This is a genomic window from Chlamydiota bacterium (genome assembly GCA_012729785.1).
Lineage (GTDB): Bacteria > Auribacterota > Tritonobacteria > UBA1439 > UBA1439 > UBA1439.
The window spans coordinates 80123-96070 of sequence record JAAYCL010000036.1 but is presented as its reverse complement, the minus strand read 5'-3'; the positions used below and the strand labels follow the sequence as shown (position 1 = coordinate 96070).

17 protein-coding genes and 1 tRNA gene are annotated in these 15948 nt (G+C 71.3%); all 18 read right to left on the bottom strand.

What is annotated here, in order from left to right; translation table 11 throughout:
• Positions 1-20: 20 nt before the first annotated feature.
• Positions 21-1481 carry an Asp-tRNA(Asn)/Glu-tRNA(Gln) amidotransferase subunit GatA gene (gene gatA / locus GXY35_08690; GenBank protein NLW94653.1) on the bottom strand — a complete coding sequence of 487 codons (1461 nt, stop codon included), beginning with the start codon at positions 1479-1481 and terminating at the stop codon, positions 21-23.
• Positions 1482-1510: 29 nt separating this feature from the next.
• A complete protein-coding gene (gene gatC / locus GXY35_08685) occupies positions 1511-1798 on the bottom strand; it encodes an Asp-tRNA(Asn)/Glu-tRNA(Gln) amidotransferase subunit GatC (protein ID NLW94652.1) in 288 nt (95 codons plus the stop codon).
• A 112-nt stretch (positions 1799-1910) separates the two neighbouring features.
• Positions 1911-2363 (bottom strand): VOC family protein, encoded by a 453-nt coding sequence (locus GXY35_08680; protein NLW94651.1) that lies wholly within the window; start codon positions 2361-2363, stop codon positions 1911-1913.
• Between the two features lie 53 nt (positions 2364-2416).
• Positions 2417-2490 (bottom strand) — tRNA-Gly (locus GXY35_08675).
• 195 nt (positions 2491-2685) lie between these two features.
• Positions 2686-3588 carry a sugar kinase gene (locus tag GXY35_08670; GenBank protein ID NLW94650.1) on the bottom strand — a complete coding sequence of 301 codons (903 nt, stop codon included), beginning with the start codon at positions 3586-3588 and terminating at the stop codon, positions 2686-2688.
• A gap of 33 nt (positions 3589-3621) precedes the next feature.
• Positions 3622-4920, bottom strand: coding sequence for a phosphomethylpyrimidine synthase ThiC (thiC, locus tag GXY35_08665; protein ID NLW94649.1), 1299 nt, complete (start codon positions 4918-4920; stop codon positions 3622-3624).
• Positions 4917-5621: a thiamine phosphate synthase gene (gene thiE / locus GXY35_08660; GenBank protein ID NLW94648.1), complete on the bottom strand. Its 705-nt coding sequence runs from the start codon at positions 5619-5621 to the stop codon at positions 4917-4919. Before thiE ends, thiC begins: the two co-directional genes overlap by 4 nt.
• The gene (gene rfaE2, locus GXY35_08655; GenBank protein NLW94647.1) at positions 5618-6118 is read right to left on the bottom strand and encodes a D-glycero-beta-D-manno-heptose 1-phosphate adenylyltransferase; all 501 of its coding nucleotides are present in this window, start codon (positions 6116-6118) and stop codon (positions 5618-5620) included. The genes thiE and rfaE2 overlap by 4 nt, the downstream gene beginning before the upstream one ends.
• A 38-nt stretch (positions 6119-6156) precedes the next feature.
• On the bottom strand, positions 6157-6729 hold the full coding sequence (locus GXY35_08650) for an SIS domain-containing protein (protein NLW94646.1): 573 nt from the start codon (positions 6727-6729) through the stop codon (positions 6157-6159).
• Position 6730: 1 nt separating this feature from the next.
• Positions 6731-7756: a 6-phosphofructokinase gene (locus GXY35_08645; GenBank protein ID NLW94645.1), complete on the bottom strand. Its 1026-nt coding sequence runs from the start codon at positions 7754-7756 to the stop codon at positions 6731-6733.
• Positions 7757-7771: 15 nt separating this feature from the next.
• A complete protein-coding gene (gene amaP / locus GXY35_08640) occupies positions 7772-8335 on the bottom strand; it encodes an alkaline shock response membrane anchor protein AmaP (protein NLW94644.1) in 564 nt (187 codons plus the stop codon).
• A 21-nt stretch (positions 8336-8356) separates the two neighbouring features.
• Entirely contained in the window at positions 8357-9718 is a 1362-nt protein-coding gene (gene accC / locus GXY35_08635; protein ID NLW94643.1) for an acetyl-CoA carboxylase biotin carboxylase subunit, read from the bottom strand.
• 15 nt (positions 9719-9733) lie between these two features.
• Positions 9734-10168 carry an acetyl-CoA carboxylase biotin carboxyl carrier protein gene (gene accB / locus GXY35_08630; GenBank protein ID NLW94642.1) on the bottom strand — a complete coding sequence of 145 codons (435 nt, stop codon included), beginning with the start codon at positions 10166-10168 and terminating at the stop codon, positions 9734-9736.
• Positions 10165-11250 carry an aminopeptidase P family protein gene (locus tag GXY35_08625; GenBank protein ID NLW94641.1) on the bottom strand — a complete coding sequence of 362 codons (1086 nt, stop codon included), beginning with the start codon at positions 11248-11250 and terminating at the stop codon, positions 10165-10167. The genes accB and GXY35_08625 overlap by 4 nt, the downstream gene beginning before the upstream one ends.
• A complete protein-coding gene (gene aroQ / locus GXY35_08620) occupies positions 11237-11689 on the bottom strand; it encodes a type II 3-dehydroquinate dehydratase (protein ID NLW94640.1) in 453 nt (150 codons plus the stop codon). The genes GXY35_08625 and aroQ overlap by 14 nt, the downstream gene beginning before the upstream one ends.
• A complete protein-coding gene (locus GXY35_08615) occupies positions 11686-13752 on the bottom strand; it encodes an O-antigen ligase family protein (protein ID NLW94639.1) in 2067 nt (688 codons plus the stop codon). The genes aroQ and GXY35_08615 overlap by 4 nt, the downstream gene beginning before the upstream one ends.
• Entirely contained in the window at positions 13745-14773 is a 1029-nt protein-coding gene (locus tag GXY35_08610) for a radical SAM protein (protein NLW94638.1), read from the bottom strand. Before GXY35_08610 ends, GXY35_08615 begins: the two co-directional genes overlap by 8 nt.
• Positions 14760-15872, bottom strand: a complete 1113-nt coding sequence (locus GXY35_08605) for an undecaprenyl/decaprenyl-phosphate alpha-N-acetylglucosaminyl 1-phosphate transferase (protein ID NLW94637.1) — start codon at positions 15870-15872, stop codon at positions 14760-14762. Before GXY35_08605 ends, GXY35_08610 begins: the two co-directional genes overlap by 14 nt.
• Between the last annotated feature and the right edge of the window lie 76 nt (positions 15873-15948).

Below are 15948 nucleotides of genomic sequence, written 5' to 3'. Positions count from 1 at the left end.
AATCGTCGTTCGCCGCCGCGTCATACCGGCGGCTTTCTCGTGTGCCACTCCGTGGCGCGCTCGTAGGCGTGCGCCGCCCTGAAGATCTCCGCCTCGCCGAACGGGCGGCCGAGGAGCTGGAGGCCGACCGGAAGGCCGCCGGAGGTGAAGCCGCAGGGGATCGAGAGGGCGGGGACGCCGGCCAGATTGGCGGAGATGGTGAAGATGTCCGAGAGGTACATCCGGAGCGGGTCGGCCGTCTTCTCCCCGAGCCTGAACGCCGCCGTCGGCGTGACCGGGGTGGCGATCATGTCGCATCGCTGGAACGCCTTCTCGAAGTCCTCCTTCATGAGCGTGCGCGCCTTCTGGGCTTTACGGTAGTAGGCGTCGTAGTAGCCGGAGCTGAGGACGTGCGTGCCGAGCATCACCCGGCGCTTCACCTCGTCGCCGAACCCCTCGGACTTCGTGCGCTCGTACATCTCGAGGAGGTCCGCCGGGCGCGAGGCGCGGTACCCGTACAGGACGCCGTCGAAGCGGGCGAGGTTCGAGCTCGCCTCGGCGGTGGCGATGATGTACTGGGCGGCGACGGCGTAGCCGGTGTGGGGCAGGTTCAGCTCCACCGTCTCGGCGCCGAGGGCCTGCATCCGGGCGATCGCGGCCTCGACCGCCGCCCGCACCTCCGCATCCATCCCCTCGATGAAGTACTCACGCGGGACGCCGAGGCGCATCCCCGCGAGGCCGGCCTCGAGTTGGCCGGAGAGACCGGCGACGGGGACGTCGACGGAGGTCGAGTCGCGCGGGTCGCGCCCCCCGATGATCTCCAGGAGCAGGGCGATGTCGCGCACGCTTCGGGCGATAGGCCCGATCTGGTCGAGGGAGGAGGCGAAGGCGATCAGACCGTAGCGGGAGACGCGCCCGTAGGTGGGCTTGAGGCCCGCGACGCCGCAGAAGGCCGCCGGCTGGCGGACGGAGCCGCCCGTGTCGGAGCCGAGGGCGGCCGGGATTTCACGGGCGGCGACCGCCGCGGCCGCGCCGCCGCTCGACCCCCCCGGCACCCGCTCCGTGTCCCACGGGTTCCTCGTCACGCCGTGGCAGGAGTTCTCCGTGGAGGAGCCCATCGCGAACTCGTCCATGTTCAGCCGGCCGAGGAGCACCGCCCCCTCGCGGCGGAGGCGTTCGACCGCGGTGGCGGTGTACGGGGCGGCGAACCCCTCCAGGCTTTTCGACGCGCACCCGGCGACCCTCCCCTCCACGCAGAGGTTGTCCTTCAGGCCGATCGGGACCCCCTCGATCCGTCCGGGCGCCTCGCCGGAGGCGAGGCGCCTGTCCGCGGCGTCCGCCTCCTTCAGGGCGCTCTCCTCGCAGCGCTCGATGAACGCATGGACGGCGCCGTCGGCCGCGGCGATGCGCGCGAGACAGGCGGCGGTGAGCTCGCGGGAGGAGCAGTCCCGTTTCCGCACCGCCGCAGCCGCCTCCGAAACCGTCAGATCCGTCAGTTCCACGCCACGCTCCCGTTCAGGCCGTTCACGCCTCATTCGATGATCTGCGGGACCCTGAAGAACCCCTCGCCCGCCTTCGGGGCGAGCCGCAGCGCCTCGTCGCGGTCCAGGCAGGGGCGCACCTCGTCCGGGCGGGTTATGTTCCGCAGCGGGAGGACGTGCGCGGTCGGCTCCACGTCCGCCGTGTCGAGCTCGTTCAGCTTCTCGACGTAGCCGACGATCTCCCCGAGTTGCACGGTGAGGCGTTCCTTCTCCTCCTCGGAGAGGCGGAGGCGCGCGAGGCGCGCGACGTACTCCACGTCCTTCCGGCTGATCGGCATACCTCCCCCCCCTCGAGATACCGTTCGAGAACTAGGCATTCTAGCATACGCGGCCCGCGCGGGAAAGGGGTACCGGGGATCGGCGGGGATTCGGGGGATTGCGGCGAAGACGCTACGAGGCGCGCGGGCGCCAGTTCGTCAGTTCGACCACGTTCCCCTCGGGGTCGGCCGCGAAGACGAAGGTGAACCTCCCCCGTTCGTCCTCGTGGGCGGTCACCTCCCCGAGCGCGGATCCGCCGCCCGCGACGATCCGTGCGAGCGTGCCCGCGACGTCTTCGACCTCGAAGGCGAGGTGGCCGAACCCCCGCCGGTTCGCCCGCGGGGGGTGCTTCTCCTCCTCCTCGGAGAACTGGAAGATCTCCAGGAGCGGCCCGTCTGCGCCGCAGCCCGGGAGCGTCAGCTTCAGCCCGCGCAAACTCGCCCCCGGCACGCCGGTCCCCCGCGTGAGCCACGGGTCGGAGATCCGGCGCTCGGGCGGGATCCGGACGCAGCCGAAGATATCCTCGTAGAACCGGGCGAGGGCGTCCCAATCCGCCGCGATGATATTGACGTGCGTGAATCTCACCGGTGGATCCTTTTCGCCGCGTCTGCGCGCGACCGATGCCGGCGGGCATGAGCTGGAGCGGGTGAAGGGAATCGAACCCTCATAGCCAGCTTGGGAAGCTGGAGCTCTACCACTGAGCTACACCCGCTCGCTGAAGAGCGGACACAGTATAGCACCGCGGACGTCCCGATGGCAACCTGCACCTCGGCGTTTCCGGGCGTCCCCCTTCCCCGCAACGGGGAGAAGGAATCACCGGTCGCGGGGGAAAGGATTGCCGCGGCTCCGCGGCCCGGGCGCGCCCCGCCTCCGCCGCCGCACGGGAAGACGGGGAAGACGCCCCCCCCTACTCGAAGCAGGCCAGCGTGACGAACTGGCGATACCGGTAGGCGATCTCCTTGTCGGTGAGCGTCCGCATCCGGTCGAGACTGAAATCCTCGACGTTGAACGACGCCATCACGCTGCCGTAGATCGTGGCCTGCCTGAGCGTCTGCCAGTCCGCCTTCTTCTCGCGCGCCAGGTGCCCCATGAACCCGCCCGCGAAGGTGTCTCCCGCCCCCGTCGGGTCCGCGATATCCTCCATCGGGAAACCGGGCGCCGAGAAGATCCCCTCTTTGCCGAAGAGGAGCGCGCCGTGTTCCCCCTTCTTGATCACCACGTTCGACGGGCCCCACGCCATTATGATCTTGGCCGCCTTCACGAGGTTGGGCTGCTCCGTGAGCTGGCGCGCCTCCGCCTCGTTCAGCACCACGATCTGGACCTTTTTGAGGAGCGCGACGAGCGCGTCCCGCTTCCCCCGGATCCAGAAGTTCATCGTGTCGCAGGCGACGAGCTTCGGGTTCTCCATCTGGTCGAGCACCGACATCTGGAGCTCCGGGTCGATGTTCGCGAGGAACAGGCACCCTTTGCCGCGGTACTCCTTCGGGATCTCGGGCTTGAACTGCTCGAAGACGTTCAGGCAGGTCGAGTGGGTGATCGCCTCGTTCATGTCGTACTTGTACGACCCGATCCAGTGGAACGTCTCTCCGTCGAGGACCTTCAGGCCGCGCGTGTTGATCTTGCGTGACTTGAGGAACTCGACGTGCTCCTTCGGGAAGTCCTTCCCCACCACGGCCACGAGGTTCACCGGGGCGAAGAAACTCGCCGAGACGGAGAAGAAGGTGGCGGAGCCGCCCAGCGCCCGCTCCCTCCTGCCGAACGGCGTCTCCACGGTGTCCAGCGCCACCGAACCGACCACGAGGATGCTCATCTGCACGTCCTTTCCGTTGCGCCGCGCGTATTCTCACCCTTTCCCGAGATACTTTTCAACCGTTTTTATCGCGCAAAACTCCCCGCACATCGTGCAGACGTCGGCGAGGCGCGGCGGGCTGGCCTTCCGGATCAGGCGCGCCCTCGCCGGATCCAACGCGAGCCGGAGCATCCCGTCCCAGTCCCGCCGCTTCCGCCGCCGCGCCATCTCCAGGTCCCACTGCGCCGCCCCGGGGACCCCCTTGGCGAGGTCCGCGGCGTGCGCGGCGATCCGGGCGGCGATCACCCCCTCGCGGACATCCGCGGGACCGGGGAGGCCGAGGTGCTCGGCGGGGGTCACGTAGCAGAGGAAGTCCGCTCCTGCCGCCCCGGCGACGGCGCCGCCGATCGCGCAGGCGATATGGTCGTACCCCGGGGCCACGTCCGTCACGAGCGGCCCCAGGACGTAGAACGGCGCGCCGCCGCAGAGCGCCTTTTCGAGCTTCACGTTCTCCTCGATCTGGTGAATCGGCACATGCCCGGGCCCCTCGATCATCGTCTGCACCCCCTCCCGGTGCGCGTGCGCCCGCAGCTCCCCGAGCGCGATCAGCTCCTGGAACTGCGCCCGGTCGTTGGCATCGGCGATGCATCCGGGCCGCATCGCGTCGCCGAGACTGAGCGCCAGATCGTACCGCGCCGCGATCTCGACGAGGCGGCCGAAGTCGCGCCAGAGCGGGTTCTCCCGGTCGTTGGCGACCATCCATGTCACGAGGAACGCGCCCCCGCGGCTCACCACGTCCATCAGGCGCCCCTGCCGGCGCATACGGTCGAGGGCGGCGCGCGTGACGCCGCAGTGGACGGTGACGAAATCCACCCCGTCCGCGGCGTGCTCCTCGATCGCCTCGAAGATCTCGTCCTCGGTCATCGAGGCGATCCCCCCGCCCGCCCGCGCCCTGCCCACCGCGGCCTGGTAGACCGGCACCGTGCCGACGGGCAGGCGGCTGGCGGCGAGGATTTTCCGCCTGATCGCCGCGAGGTCGCCGCCGGTGGAGAGATCCATCACCGCGTCGGCGCCGGCTCCGACCGCCGCCCGGAGCTTCGCGACTTCGAGGCCGAGACCCGCCACGTCCGCGGAGGTGCCGAGGTTGGCGTTCACCTTGGTCCGGAGGCCCGTTCCGATGCCGCACGGCCCGGCGTGCCGGTGCCGCCGGTTCCGCGGGATCACGACGGTCCCCGCCGCCACCGACTCCAGCACGAATCCGGGCGCCACTTTTTCGAGGCGGGCCACCGCCCGCATCTCGGCGGTGAGGTTCCCCTTCCTGGCCTCGACGATCTGCCTGACCGGTCTCTTCATCGCCCCCCCGCCCGCCGCGCCCTCCCGATCTCCTCGATGAGCAGCCGCGCCTCGGCGGCGGGATCGCCGGCGCGCAGCACCGCGGAGGCGACGGCGATTCCGGACGCGCCCGCCGCGAGCGCCGCCGCGACCCGGGTCCGGTCGATCCCGCCGATCGCCACGACGGGGATCTTCGCCGCCCGGCATATCCTTGCGAGGCCGTCCAGACCCAGGACCGCCGCGTCCTTTTTCGTGGCGGTCGGAAAGACCGCCCCCGCGCCCAGATAATCGGCCCCCGCGGCCGCGGCGCGCAGCGCCTCCCCGACCGTGTCGACGCTCCCGCCGATCAGCTTCCCCGGCCCGAGGGTCCGCCGCGCATCAACGACCGGCATATCCGACGCGCCCAGATGCACCCCGTCCACGCAGGCGGCGGCGGCGAGGGCCGCGCGGTCGTTCACGATGAGTTTCGCCCCCGCCGCGCGGCAGAGGGGCCCCAGCCGCCCCAGTTCGGCGGCGACCTCCCGGTCCGCCGAGCGCTTGTCGCGGTACTGGACCCACTCGACGCCCGCGGCGAGGAGCGATTCGAGCAGCGCCGCCGCGTCGCGGCCGCCGAGGAGATCGCGGTCGAGGACGAGGTAGAGGCCGTTGCGGGGGCGGCGCGCGTTCTGGTCCGCCGGACCGTGCGCCCCGCGGGGCGGGAGGGAGCGCGGTCGCCGTCTCATCGAACCGGCTTCTTCCCCGGGGTGCGGAGGCGCGCGGCCCTCGCGATGAGGCCGGTGGTGGAGCGCCCCTCCACCAGCGGGACGATGGCCACCCTCCCGCCCGACGCGGCGACCGTTTCGGCCCCCGCCACCTCCTCCGGCCGGTAGTCCCCGCCCTTGACGATGACGTCGGGCCGGATCTCCGCGACGAGCGCCGCGGGGGTCTCCTCGCCGAAGATCGTCACGTAGTCCACCGCCTCGAGCGCGGCGAGCATCTCCGCCCTGTCCGCCTCGGGCACCAGCGGCCTCCCCGCCCCTTTGAGCCTCCGGACGGAACGGTCGCTGTTGAGGCCCACGATAAGGACATCGCCGAGCGCCCGGGCCTTTTCCAGGTAACGGGCGTGGCCGAGGTGCAAAAGGTCGAAACAGCCGTTCGTGAAGACGATCTTCCTCCCCGCCGCCTTCAGGCGGCGCGCCTCGGCCCGCATCCCGCGCCTCGATCGGATCTTCGTCTTCATGGACTGCACAGCCCGACGGGATGCGCAAAGCCGCGGCCTCAGCTCCCGAAAAGCTCCTGCTCGACGAGGCCGCAGAGGATGTGGCCGAGCGCGGCGTGGGCTTCCTGGATGCGCGGAGAACTACGCGAGGGGACCGTGATGCACAGATCCGCCTCCCGGGCGAGCGGCCCCCCGTCCCTCCCGCTCAGGGCCAGGACGCACATCCCCCTCCGCCGCGCCTCGCGCGCCGCCTCGAGGAGGTTCGGCGAGACCCCGCTCGTCGAGAGGAGGAGCAGGACGTCCCCCTCCCGCCCGTGCGCGGCGACCTGCCGCGCGAAGACGTGCGCGAAGCCGTAGTCGTTCCCGACGGCGGTGATGACCGCGATGTCGGAGGAGAGGGCGAGGCAGCGCAGCGGCGCGCGCTCGAGCATGAACCGCCCGACGAGCTCCCCGGCGAGGTGCTGGGCGTCCGCGGCGCTCCCGCCGTTGCCGCAGACGAGGAGCGCCCTCCCCTCCCGGAGACGGTCCGCGACGGCCCCCGCCATCCGGCAGAGCGCGCCGCTCTCCTCCTTCGAGAGGCGCAGCAGGAGGGCGGCCGACTCGCCGAGCTCCGCCTCGACACGGGCCCGCATGCTAGCCAAAGAAAAGGCGCGCTTCTTCATAGAGCTCCCGCGGCACCGTCTTCAATCTCGACACGGCGTCCGCCAGGGGGACGGAGGTCACCGTGTTCCCCTGGAGGCTGACCATCCTGCCGAACCGCCCCTCCTTGACCAGCTCGACCGCGTGCGCCCCGAACCGGAGGCCGATGAACCGGTCGAGCGCCGTCGGCCTCCCGCCCCGTTGGAGGTGTCCGAGGACGACGTGCCGCGTCTCGTAGCCGGTCCGCTTCTGGATCTCCGCGGCGAGCCGTTCCCCGATGCCGCCGAGGCGAACGTGCCCGAACGCGTCCTTCTCGCCGCACTGGAGATGCATGTCGCCGCCGAGGTCCGCCCCCTCCGCCACGGCCACGATGCTGAAGTCGCAGCGGGTCTCGTGGCGCTCCCGCAGGACGCGGCAGAGGTCGTCGAGGTCGGTTTTGGCCTCCGGGATGAGGATGTACGCCGCCCCGCCCGCGAGGCCGGCCCAGAGGGCCATCCAGCCCGCGTGCCGGCCCATGATCTCGACGACCATCACGCGCTCGTGCGACTCCGCCGTCGTGGCGAGACGGTCGCACGCCTCCATCGCCGTGTTGACGGCCGTGTCGAAGCCGAAGGTGCGGTCCGTGCCCGAGAGGTCGTTGTCGATCGTCTTGGGGATCCCCACCGTGAAGAGCCCCGCGTCGAAGAGCTTCTTCGCCGCCCCCAGCGTGTCGTCCCCGCCGACGGCGACCAGGGCGTGGAGCTTCATCTTCCGGAAGTTCTCCACGACCTTCGTCATCAGGTCGGGGCTGGCGCACGGGTTCGTGCGGGAGGTCTTGAGGATGGTCCCCCCCTCGCGCACGATGCCGATGACATCCTCGATCCCGAGCGGGATCTCGTCGCACTCGAGCATCCCCTTCCAGCCGCGGCGTATCCCCGCCACCTCGAACCCCTCCCGCATCGCCCTGCGCACGACGCCCGCGATGACCGGGTTGAGGCCCGGGCAGTCGCCCCCGCCGGTGAGGATCCCTATCTTCTTCATCCGCCCCCTCCCGATTCAGTCCAGCGTGTCGTCGGCCTCGACCGTCTCGGCCGCGTCGCCGAGTATCCTGCCGACGCTGACGCTCACCCCGCTCACGTTGACCCCGAGCGAATCCTGGACCTTGTTCTTGATGGCGTTCTGCATATCCTCGATCAGCCGGGGTATGTTGACCCCCGACCAGACGTCCATCCGCACGGCGATGCCGATCCCCTCCGCCTCGGCGTGGATCCTCGGCACGAGGCTCTTGACGCCGTTGAACCCCGCGCCGACGCGTCGGATGAACTCCTCGACCGCGTCCATCGAGATCGCCACCTCGCCGCTGGGGTTGTCGAAGGCGATGCACTGCTCCCGGCGCATCTCGCGCATCTTCAGCAGGATGACCGCCGCCCCCGCCGCCAGGAAGACGAGCCCCGCGCGCCAGTTCCAGGGCGTCTGGAAGAGGGCCGCGACGGTCTCCGCCGGGTCGAACGGCATCGGGGCGAGGCCCGCGTCGGCGAAAAACGCCCAGAGCAGGATCGCGCCGAACGAGAGCGCGGCGGCGGTGAAGACGACCAGTATCGCGGATCGGACGAATCTCATCGGGTACCCCCCTCTGCGCGGCTACCCCCGTTTCTTCCGCTGGATCTCCATCAGCTCGTCCACGAAATCGGTGTAGTACCTCCCCTTGCGGAAGCGCGGGTCGCTCATGATGAAGCGGTGGCAGGGGATCGTGGTCTTGACCCCCTCGATCTGGTACTCGTCGAGGGCGCGCAGCATCCTGGCGATCGCGCTCTCGCGCGTGTGCCCGACGCAGATCAGCTTCGCGACCATCGAGTCGTACTGCGACGGGATCTCGTACCCGGCGCAGACGTGCGAGTCCACCCGCACCCCGGGGCCGCCCGGGGCGCGGTAGGCGGTCACCCTCCCCGGGCACGGGGCGAAGTCCCGCTCCCAGTCCTCGGCGTTGATCCGGCATTCGATGGCGTGGCCGTGAACCTTGACTTCGCCCTGCGAGATCCGCAGCGGATCGCCGGTGGCGATGCGGAGCTGCTCCTTGACGATGTCGACCTGCGCCACGATCTCGGTGACCGGGTGCTCGACCTGGATGCGGGTGTTCATCTCGAGGAAATAGTAGGCGTCGTTGCGATCGAGCAGAAACTCCACCGTCCCGGCGTTCACGTAGCCGATCGACTCGGCCAGGCGCGCCGCGGCCCGCCCCATCCGCGCCCGGAGCTTCGGGGAGAGGCGCGGCGAGGGGGACTCCTCGATCAGCTTCTGGTGCCGCCGCTGGATGCTGCAGTCGCGCTCGTTCAGGTGGACCACGGTTCCCCGCGCGTCGGCGAGGATCTGGACCTCCACGTGGCGCGGCTGATCGAGGCGCTTCTCGATGTAGACCCCGGGATTCCCGAAGGCGGCCTCCGCCTCGGTCTGGGCGGTCAAGAACGCGTTGACCAGACTCACATCGTTGTGGGCGAGCCGCAGCCCCCTCCCCCCGCCGCCGGCCACCGCCTTGATCATCACCGGGTAGCCGATGCGCCTGGCCACCTTGAGCGCCTCGTCGCGGTCGGTCAACGCCCTCTCGCTCCCGGGGAGGATCGCGATCCCCGCCGCCCGCGCGGCGCGCAGCGCCTGCACCTTGTCGCCCATCAGGCGGATATTCTCCGGCTTTGGGCCGATGAACCGGATGCCGCAGCTCTCGCAGATCTCGGCGAAGTGCGGGTTCTCCGCGAGAAAACCGTAGCCGGGGTGGATCGCCTCCACGTCGGCGATCTCCGCCGCGCTGATGATCGCGGCGATGTTGAGGTAGCTCTTGGCGCTGGAAGCCGGGCCGATGCAGATCGCCTCGTCGGCCATCCGGACGTGCAGGGAGTTGACGTCGACGTCGGAGTAGACCGCGACGGTGCGCACCCCCAGCTCCTTGCAGGCGCGGATGACGCGCAGGGCGATCTCCCCGCGGTTGGCCACCAGGATCTTCTGGAACATCCCCCGTCCTCCGCCCTACCCGATCCTGAAGAGCTGCTTCCCGAACTCGACGGCCTCCCCGTTCTCCGCGAGGATTTCGACTATCCTCCCCTTCCGTTCGGCCTTGATCTCGTTCATCACCTTCATCGCCTCGATGATGCAGACGACGGTCTCCTCGTGCACCTCGGCGCCGACCTCGACGAACGGGGGGGAGTCGGGGGAGGCCGCGGAGTAGAAGGTGCCCACCATCGGCGACACGATGTAGACCCCCGCGGGTTCCTCCTTCGCGGGCGGCGCCGCGGACGGGGAGGCCGCCGCGGCGGGGATCGCCGTCTGGACGATCGCGGGCGCGGCGCCCGCCCCGGGGTTTTTCCGGATCGCCAGCTTGATCCCCTCCCGCTCGATCACGAACTCGGTGATCTCGTTCTCGTTCATCATCCCCACGATCTCCCTGATCTCCTTGATATTCATAGCACGCTGTCTCCCAGTTCCCTGGCGGATCCGGTGAGCACGACGCAGCCGGTCGAGGTGACCGCCGCCATATCCTCGATCCGCACGCCGCCCCACCCGGGCAGATAGATCCCCGGCTCGACGGTGAAGACCATCCCCGCCTCGAGTTTCGTGGCGACCCCGGGCCCCAGGCGCGGCTCCTCGTGGACCTCGAGGCCTATCCCGTGCCCGAGGCTGTGCCCGAAGCAGGCGGCGTGGCCCGCCGCGGCGATCACGTCGCGCGCCGCCCGGTCCACGTCCCCCGCGCGCACCCCCGGCCTTATTGCCTGCAGGGCAGCGCGTTGCGCATCGAGAACGGTCCGGTAGACCCCCTCATACCGTGCGGTGACTTTACCGAAATGGAACGTGCGCGTCAAGTCGGAATTGTACCCGCGCATCCTCGTTCCGAAGTCGATGAGGAGCGGCGCGCCGCGGCGCGCGGTCCCGGCCCCCGGGCGGTGGTGCGGCATCGCCGCGTGCGCCCCCGCGGCGACGATCGGCCGGAACGCCGCCTCCTCCGCCCCCGCGTCGAGCGACGCCCGCTCCAGAAGGGCGGCGATCTCGCCTTCCGTCATCCCGGGCCTCAGGCGCGGGCGGCAGGCGGCCAGGACCGCGTCGGCCATCCGGGCGAGCCGCCGGAGGAGCGCGATCTCGGCGCGGTCCTTGACCGCGCGGAGCCGCGCGGCGAGCGGCGGGGCCGGCGCGAGGCGGACGCGGCGCCCGCATGCGCGGGCCAGGGCGCGCCAGTCGGCGTAGGTGATGGCGTCGGGTTCGAACGAGAGTGTGCGCACGCCGTCCCGCCGCAGGGCGTCGGCGACCGCCTCGAACGCCTTCCCGGGAGCGGCGACGGCGACGCGGCACCGGAATGCCTCGCGGGCGGCCTGGATTCGGTAGCGGCCATCGGTGACGAGGTGGGCCCGCCGCGGCGTGACGAGGAGCCGCGCGGCGCTCCCCGTGAAGCCGGCGAGGTGGCGGATGGAGGGGAGGTCGGTGACGAGGAGGGAGGCGACCCCCTCCGCGCGCATCAGCGCCCGAAGCCGAACGAGCCGGTCAGCGGTCGGCATTCCCGCGCCCCTTGAGCAGCCCGGCGACGGCCCGAAGGCCGAGGTAGTAGCTGCCGGGGCCGAAGCCGCAGATCATGCCGACGGCGACCGGGGCGATGAGCGAGATGCGGCGGAACTCCTCGCGGGCGTGGATATTGGAGAGGTGGACCTCCACGGCGGGGATGCGCACGGAGGCGATCGCGTCGCGTATCGCCACGCTCGTGTGGGTGTACGCCGCGGGGTTGATGAGGAGCGCGTCATAGCGCCCCGGCGCGCGGCCGATCAGGTCGACGATCTCCCCTTCGTGGTTCGACTGGACGATCTCGATCTCGAGCCCCTCCTCCCCGGCGACGGCCCTGAGCCGCGCGTCGATCTCCTCGATGGTCGTCTCGCCGTACGTCTCCGGCTCCCGCGCCCCCAGGAGCTGGAGGTTGGGACCGTGCAGCACCAGCACCTTCATCTCTCCCCCTCCGCGGCAGGCGGCGCCGCCTCCCGCTCCGCCTCCTCGATCTTGGCGATGATTGCCGCCTGCAGTCTCTCCATCGCCGCGGGGCCGTGGCGGCGCGTCCGGTGCGGCTTCGCGCGCGCCGTCTCGACGAGGGCGAGGCCGCGACGGTATTCTATCAGAGACGCCTCCCCCTGTCCGGTGATTTCGAGCCAGTGCCCCAGCAGGAGGCGGTAGTCGAAATCGTGCGGGTTGCACCGGACCGCCTCCTGGAGCTCGGCGATCGCCGCGGCGGCGAGTCGGGGATCGGCGTCCGCTTTTGACAGGCGCCAGAGGCAGAACGCGTGCTGAAGATGGTATGTCGGGATCCCCCTCCCGAGGGAGGCGGCGCGCGCGTAGGAGGGAAGCGCGTGCCTGTCGCCTCCCCGGTGCGCCTCCAGCGCGGCGTTGCGCAGCCAGTAGTCGGCGTTGTCGGGCTCCGCCAGGAGCGCCTTCTCCATCTCCGCGAGCGCCTCCGCGCGCCTCCCCGCGCCGGCGAGACGTTCGGCGGCGAGGCGGCGGATCTCCGCGCGCGCCCGGGGCGCGACGCCCCCCGCGGCGGCGGCGAGGAGCAGCGCCGCGAGGGAGACCCCCGCCGCGCGCGAGAGCCGTCTCCGCTCCCCCGGGCGCGTCGCCGCGCCGGCCCCGAGACCGGCGAGGTACCAGAGGGCGAACGTCGTCCCCGGCACCGTAAGGCCCACATCCCCGGCGTTGTGCATGAGGAAGGCGCAGACCGCCACGAAGGCGGCCGCGGCGAGCGGCTCTCCCTTCCGGGCCCCCGCGTGCAGGGAGACGAGCCACGCCCCCGCCATCGCGAGGAACGCGGCGAGCCCCGCGGCGCCGGTCTCCGCCGCGAGACCGAGGTAGGCGCTGTGCGCCATCCGCCCCTCCTCGGATCCGGGAAGCCTGTAGGCGGGATAGGCCCCCGCGAACGTCCCGGGCCCCAGCCCCGCGAGCGGGTGCTCCCGCCAGATCGCCGCCGCCGCGCGCCAGTAGTCCATGCGCACGTCGAGACTCCGCGCCAAACCGTCCGGGAGCGTCCCCGTGAGCAGGAGCGCGGCGAAGAGGACGGCGACGGCGAGAAACAGCGCCCCGGCGGCGATGAGACGCCCGGAGAGGAGGAGCGCCCCCAACGCGCAGGCGGCCGCGAGGGAGAGCCAGGCCCCCTCGGAGTCGGTGAGGAGGATGGCCCACACGGCCAGGGCCGCCGGGGAAAGCAGGAGGAAGGCGCGCAAAAGCCTTCCCGCCCGCAGCTCCGCAACGCGCACGCACGCGGCGAGGGCGGAGGCGGCGAGGAAGAGCCCCGCGAAAAGAAGCGGCTTCCCGCGGAGGCCGGGGAGGAAACCCCACGCCGCCGTCGCCGCGGCGAGGAGGCCGAGGCAGCCGGCGGATACGACCGGCGACGCATCCTCCCTCCGCAGCAGGGGGATCGAGGCCGCGAACGGGATCGCCACGACGAGAAACCCCGCGAGCGCGTTCGGGTAGAAGAAGGTCGAGAAGACCGCCCCGGAACGCAGACGGATCGCGAACGCGGAGTCCTGGTCCGCCCGCGCGCCCCCCGCCGCGGCGAACGCCAGGCGCGTCTCCTCGAATCCTTGAAAATGCTGGTAGAGGCCGTAGAGGGCGACGGCCAACGTCCCGGTTATGAAGGCGGCGCAGAGGAGGAGGCGCGCGCGGCGGGAGACGGCGGCGTCGGCGGCGACGAGGTAGGCGGCGGTGCAGGCGGCGGCCTGCAGGAGGACGCCCCGCGCCAGCCAGCGGCGCGGGGCGGCGATGGAGAGGGCGACGAGCACGAGCAGGTAGAGGAAGGCGCCCCCGTCCGCGGAGGCGCGCAGCCGCCACTCCCCCCCCGCGCAGCCGACCGCCGCGAGCAGCGCCGCGAGTAGCGCGAGGGCCGCGATGGAGACGAACGCGTCGCTCTCGGGATAGGTCACGCCCGTCCAGAGGAGACGGACGACGAGCAGCCCCCCGAGCAGGAGCGCCGCGGCGACGCGCGCCGCGTCGAGAAACCGGTTCGCCTCGAGACGGGGATTATGCACCCGCGCCCCCCGCTCGCCTCCGCGCCCGCCAGCGGCGCCGGAACGCCAGAACCGGCTCCGGCACGACGCGGCGCGCGCCTCGCTTCACGGCATGGGGGAGCAGGTCCCGCATCGCCGCGCCTCTTCCCGCCGCCCACGCGCGCAGGGCGCCCAGTGGCGCCGAGGAGTGCGCCTCCTTCGCCGCGGCGAACAGGCGCGGGTCGTACACATCCAGCGGGCAGACGCACCTGCCGAACGGGCAGCGCAGCAGCCCCCTCCTGAAGCGGATGCCCGAGTAGATGTTCCCAAGCCGCTCCCCGAGCGCGTCGCACGGCCGGATCTCGCCGTTCTCCCTGACCACGGCGACGTTGTACCCCGCGTTGCACAACCGCCCGTCGGGGGAGAAGATGCGCAGGTCGTCGGGGCCGAGGCCGAACACCGCCAGCTCCCCGGCGCTGAAGGCGTTCGGGTACCGTTTCCCGCGGTACGATCCGAAGAACGGGAAGAAGGACAGTTCGATCCCCCGCGCCCCGAGTCGGGAGCGCAGCGCGGGGACCCCCCGCAGCAGCGCCGGATGCGCCAGCTCCGCGCACCTGAGGGCGAACCCGTTCTCCTTCAGCAGCAGGAAGTGGCGGATGTAGGTCTCCAGCAGGCCGCGTTGTTCGAGCGCCGCGCTGTGCAGGGAGGCGTGGATGACGGTGACCCGCGCCGGATCGATCGTGCAGGCGAATCGCTCGACCGCGGGGGGGGTCAGGTTGGTGACGAATTCGACGTAGTGCCGCTCCGTGAGCCGTCGGCACGCCTCCACGATGTTCGGCACCAGGAAAGGCTCGCCCGCGCCGGTGAAGCTTATCTTGAAGACCCTGCCGGCGCGTTCGAGCGTGCGCAGGAGGGCGGGTATGTCGATCACCGTCACCGGGGCCACGGGCTTCGGCAGGCCGCTCGGGGGGACGTAGCTGCAGAAGTCGCAGTTGAGGGTGCACCGCTCGGACAGGTACCAGTGCAGCCAGGCGTCATACGGCGCCGTTCTATCCGCCTTCATGCCGGTTCCCGTTTTTCCCCGCGCCAAAATACTCGAGGATGGCGATCACGGAGACGACCATGGCGACCTGGACGAAGACGACGGCCCCGCCCCTCCAGCCGACGCGCGGCAGGAAGAAGGCGGAGAGCCCGGTGCAGAGGGAGACGAGCCAGACGAAGAGGACCGCCCCCCGCGCGCTCATCCCGAGCTTGACGAGGCGGTGCGAGAAGTGGCGGCGGTCGGCCCGGAAGATGCTCTCCCCGCGCGAGAGACGGATGCCGACGACCGACAGGGTGTCGTAGAGGGGGACGGCGAGGATGACGAGCGGCATCGCCACGGCGAGCGGGCCGGCCTCGGCGGGCCGGTACCAGGTCTGCATCACGCTCAGCACGGCGATCAGGTAGCCGATGCACATGCTCCCCGCGTCCCCCATGAAGATCGAGGCGGGGGGGAAGTTGTAGCGCAGGAAACCGAGGAGCGCCCCGGCCAGAACGGCGAACAGGGAGGCGATGAAGCAGTTGCCGTTGAGCGCGGAGATGCCGCCCATCAGGGCCGAGGCGATGAGGGCGACGCCCGCGCAGAGGCCGTCCATGTTGTCGAGCAGGTTGAACGAGTTGACGACGACTACGATCCAGGCGACCGTGACGACCGCCCCGACGAAAGCGCTCGGGATGAAGAGGGTGATACGCACGCCGAGGGCGGCCATCGAGACCGCCACGAACAGCTGCCCGAGAAGCTTGCGGCCGGGCGGGAGGTCGACCGCGTCGTCGCGGATGCCGAGCAGGAGGACGATGAGTCCGCCGAGGAGGATCGCCGCCAGCCTCGGGAAGGCCGAGAGGGCGCCCGCGAGGTACGGCGAGAGGCCGGCGGGGACCCGCGCCGCGAGCGGGCCGCCGCGGGAGGCGAGAAAGGCGAGGGCGGCGTTGAGGAGGATGACGAGGGCGACGGCGGCGAAGATCGCGAGGCCGCCGAGGAGGGGCGTCGGCCTGCGGTGCGCCTTCCTCGCGCCGGGGACGTCCACCATCCCGGCCCGGAGCGCCGCGCGCCGCGCGAGCGGCGTGAGGAGCAGGCTCAAAAAGAGCGCGGAGACGAACAGGTAAAGGTAGACGGCGGCCCACATCGCGGCACCAGTGTAACGGCCGAAGCGCCCCGTGTAAATACCGATCGCGCGCGCCGGAGGGGCGACGCGGAACGCT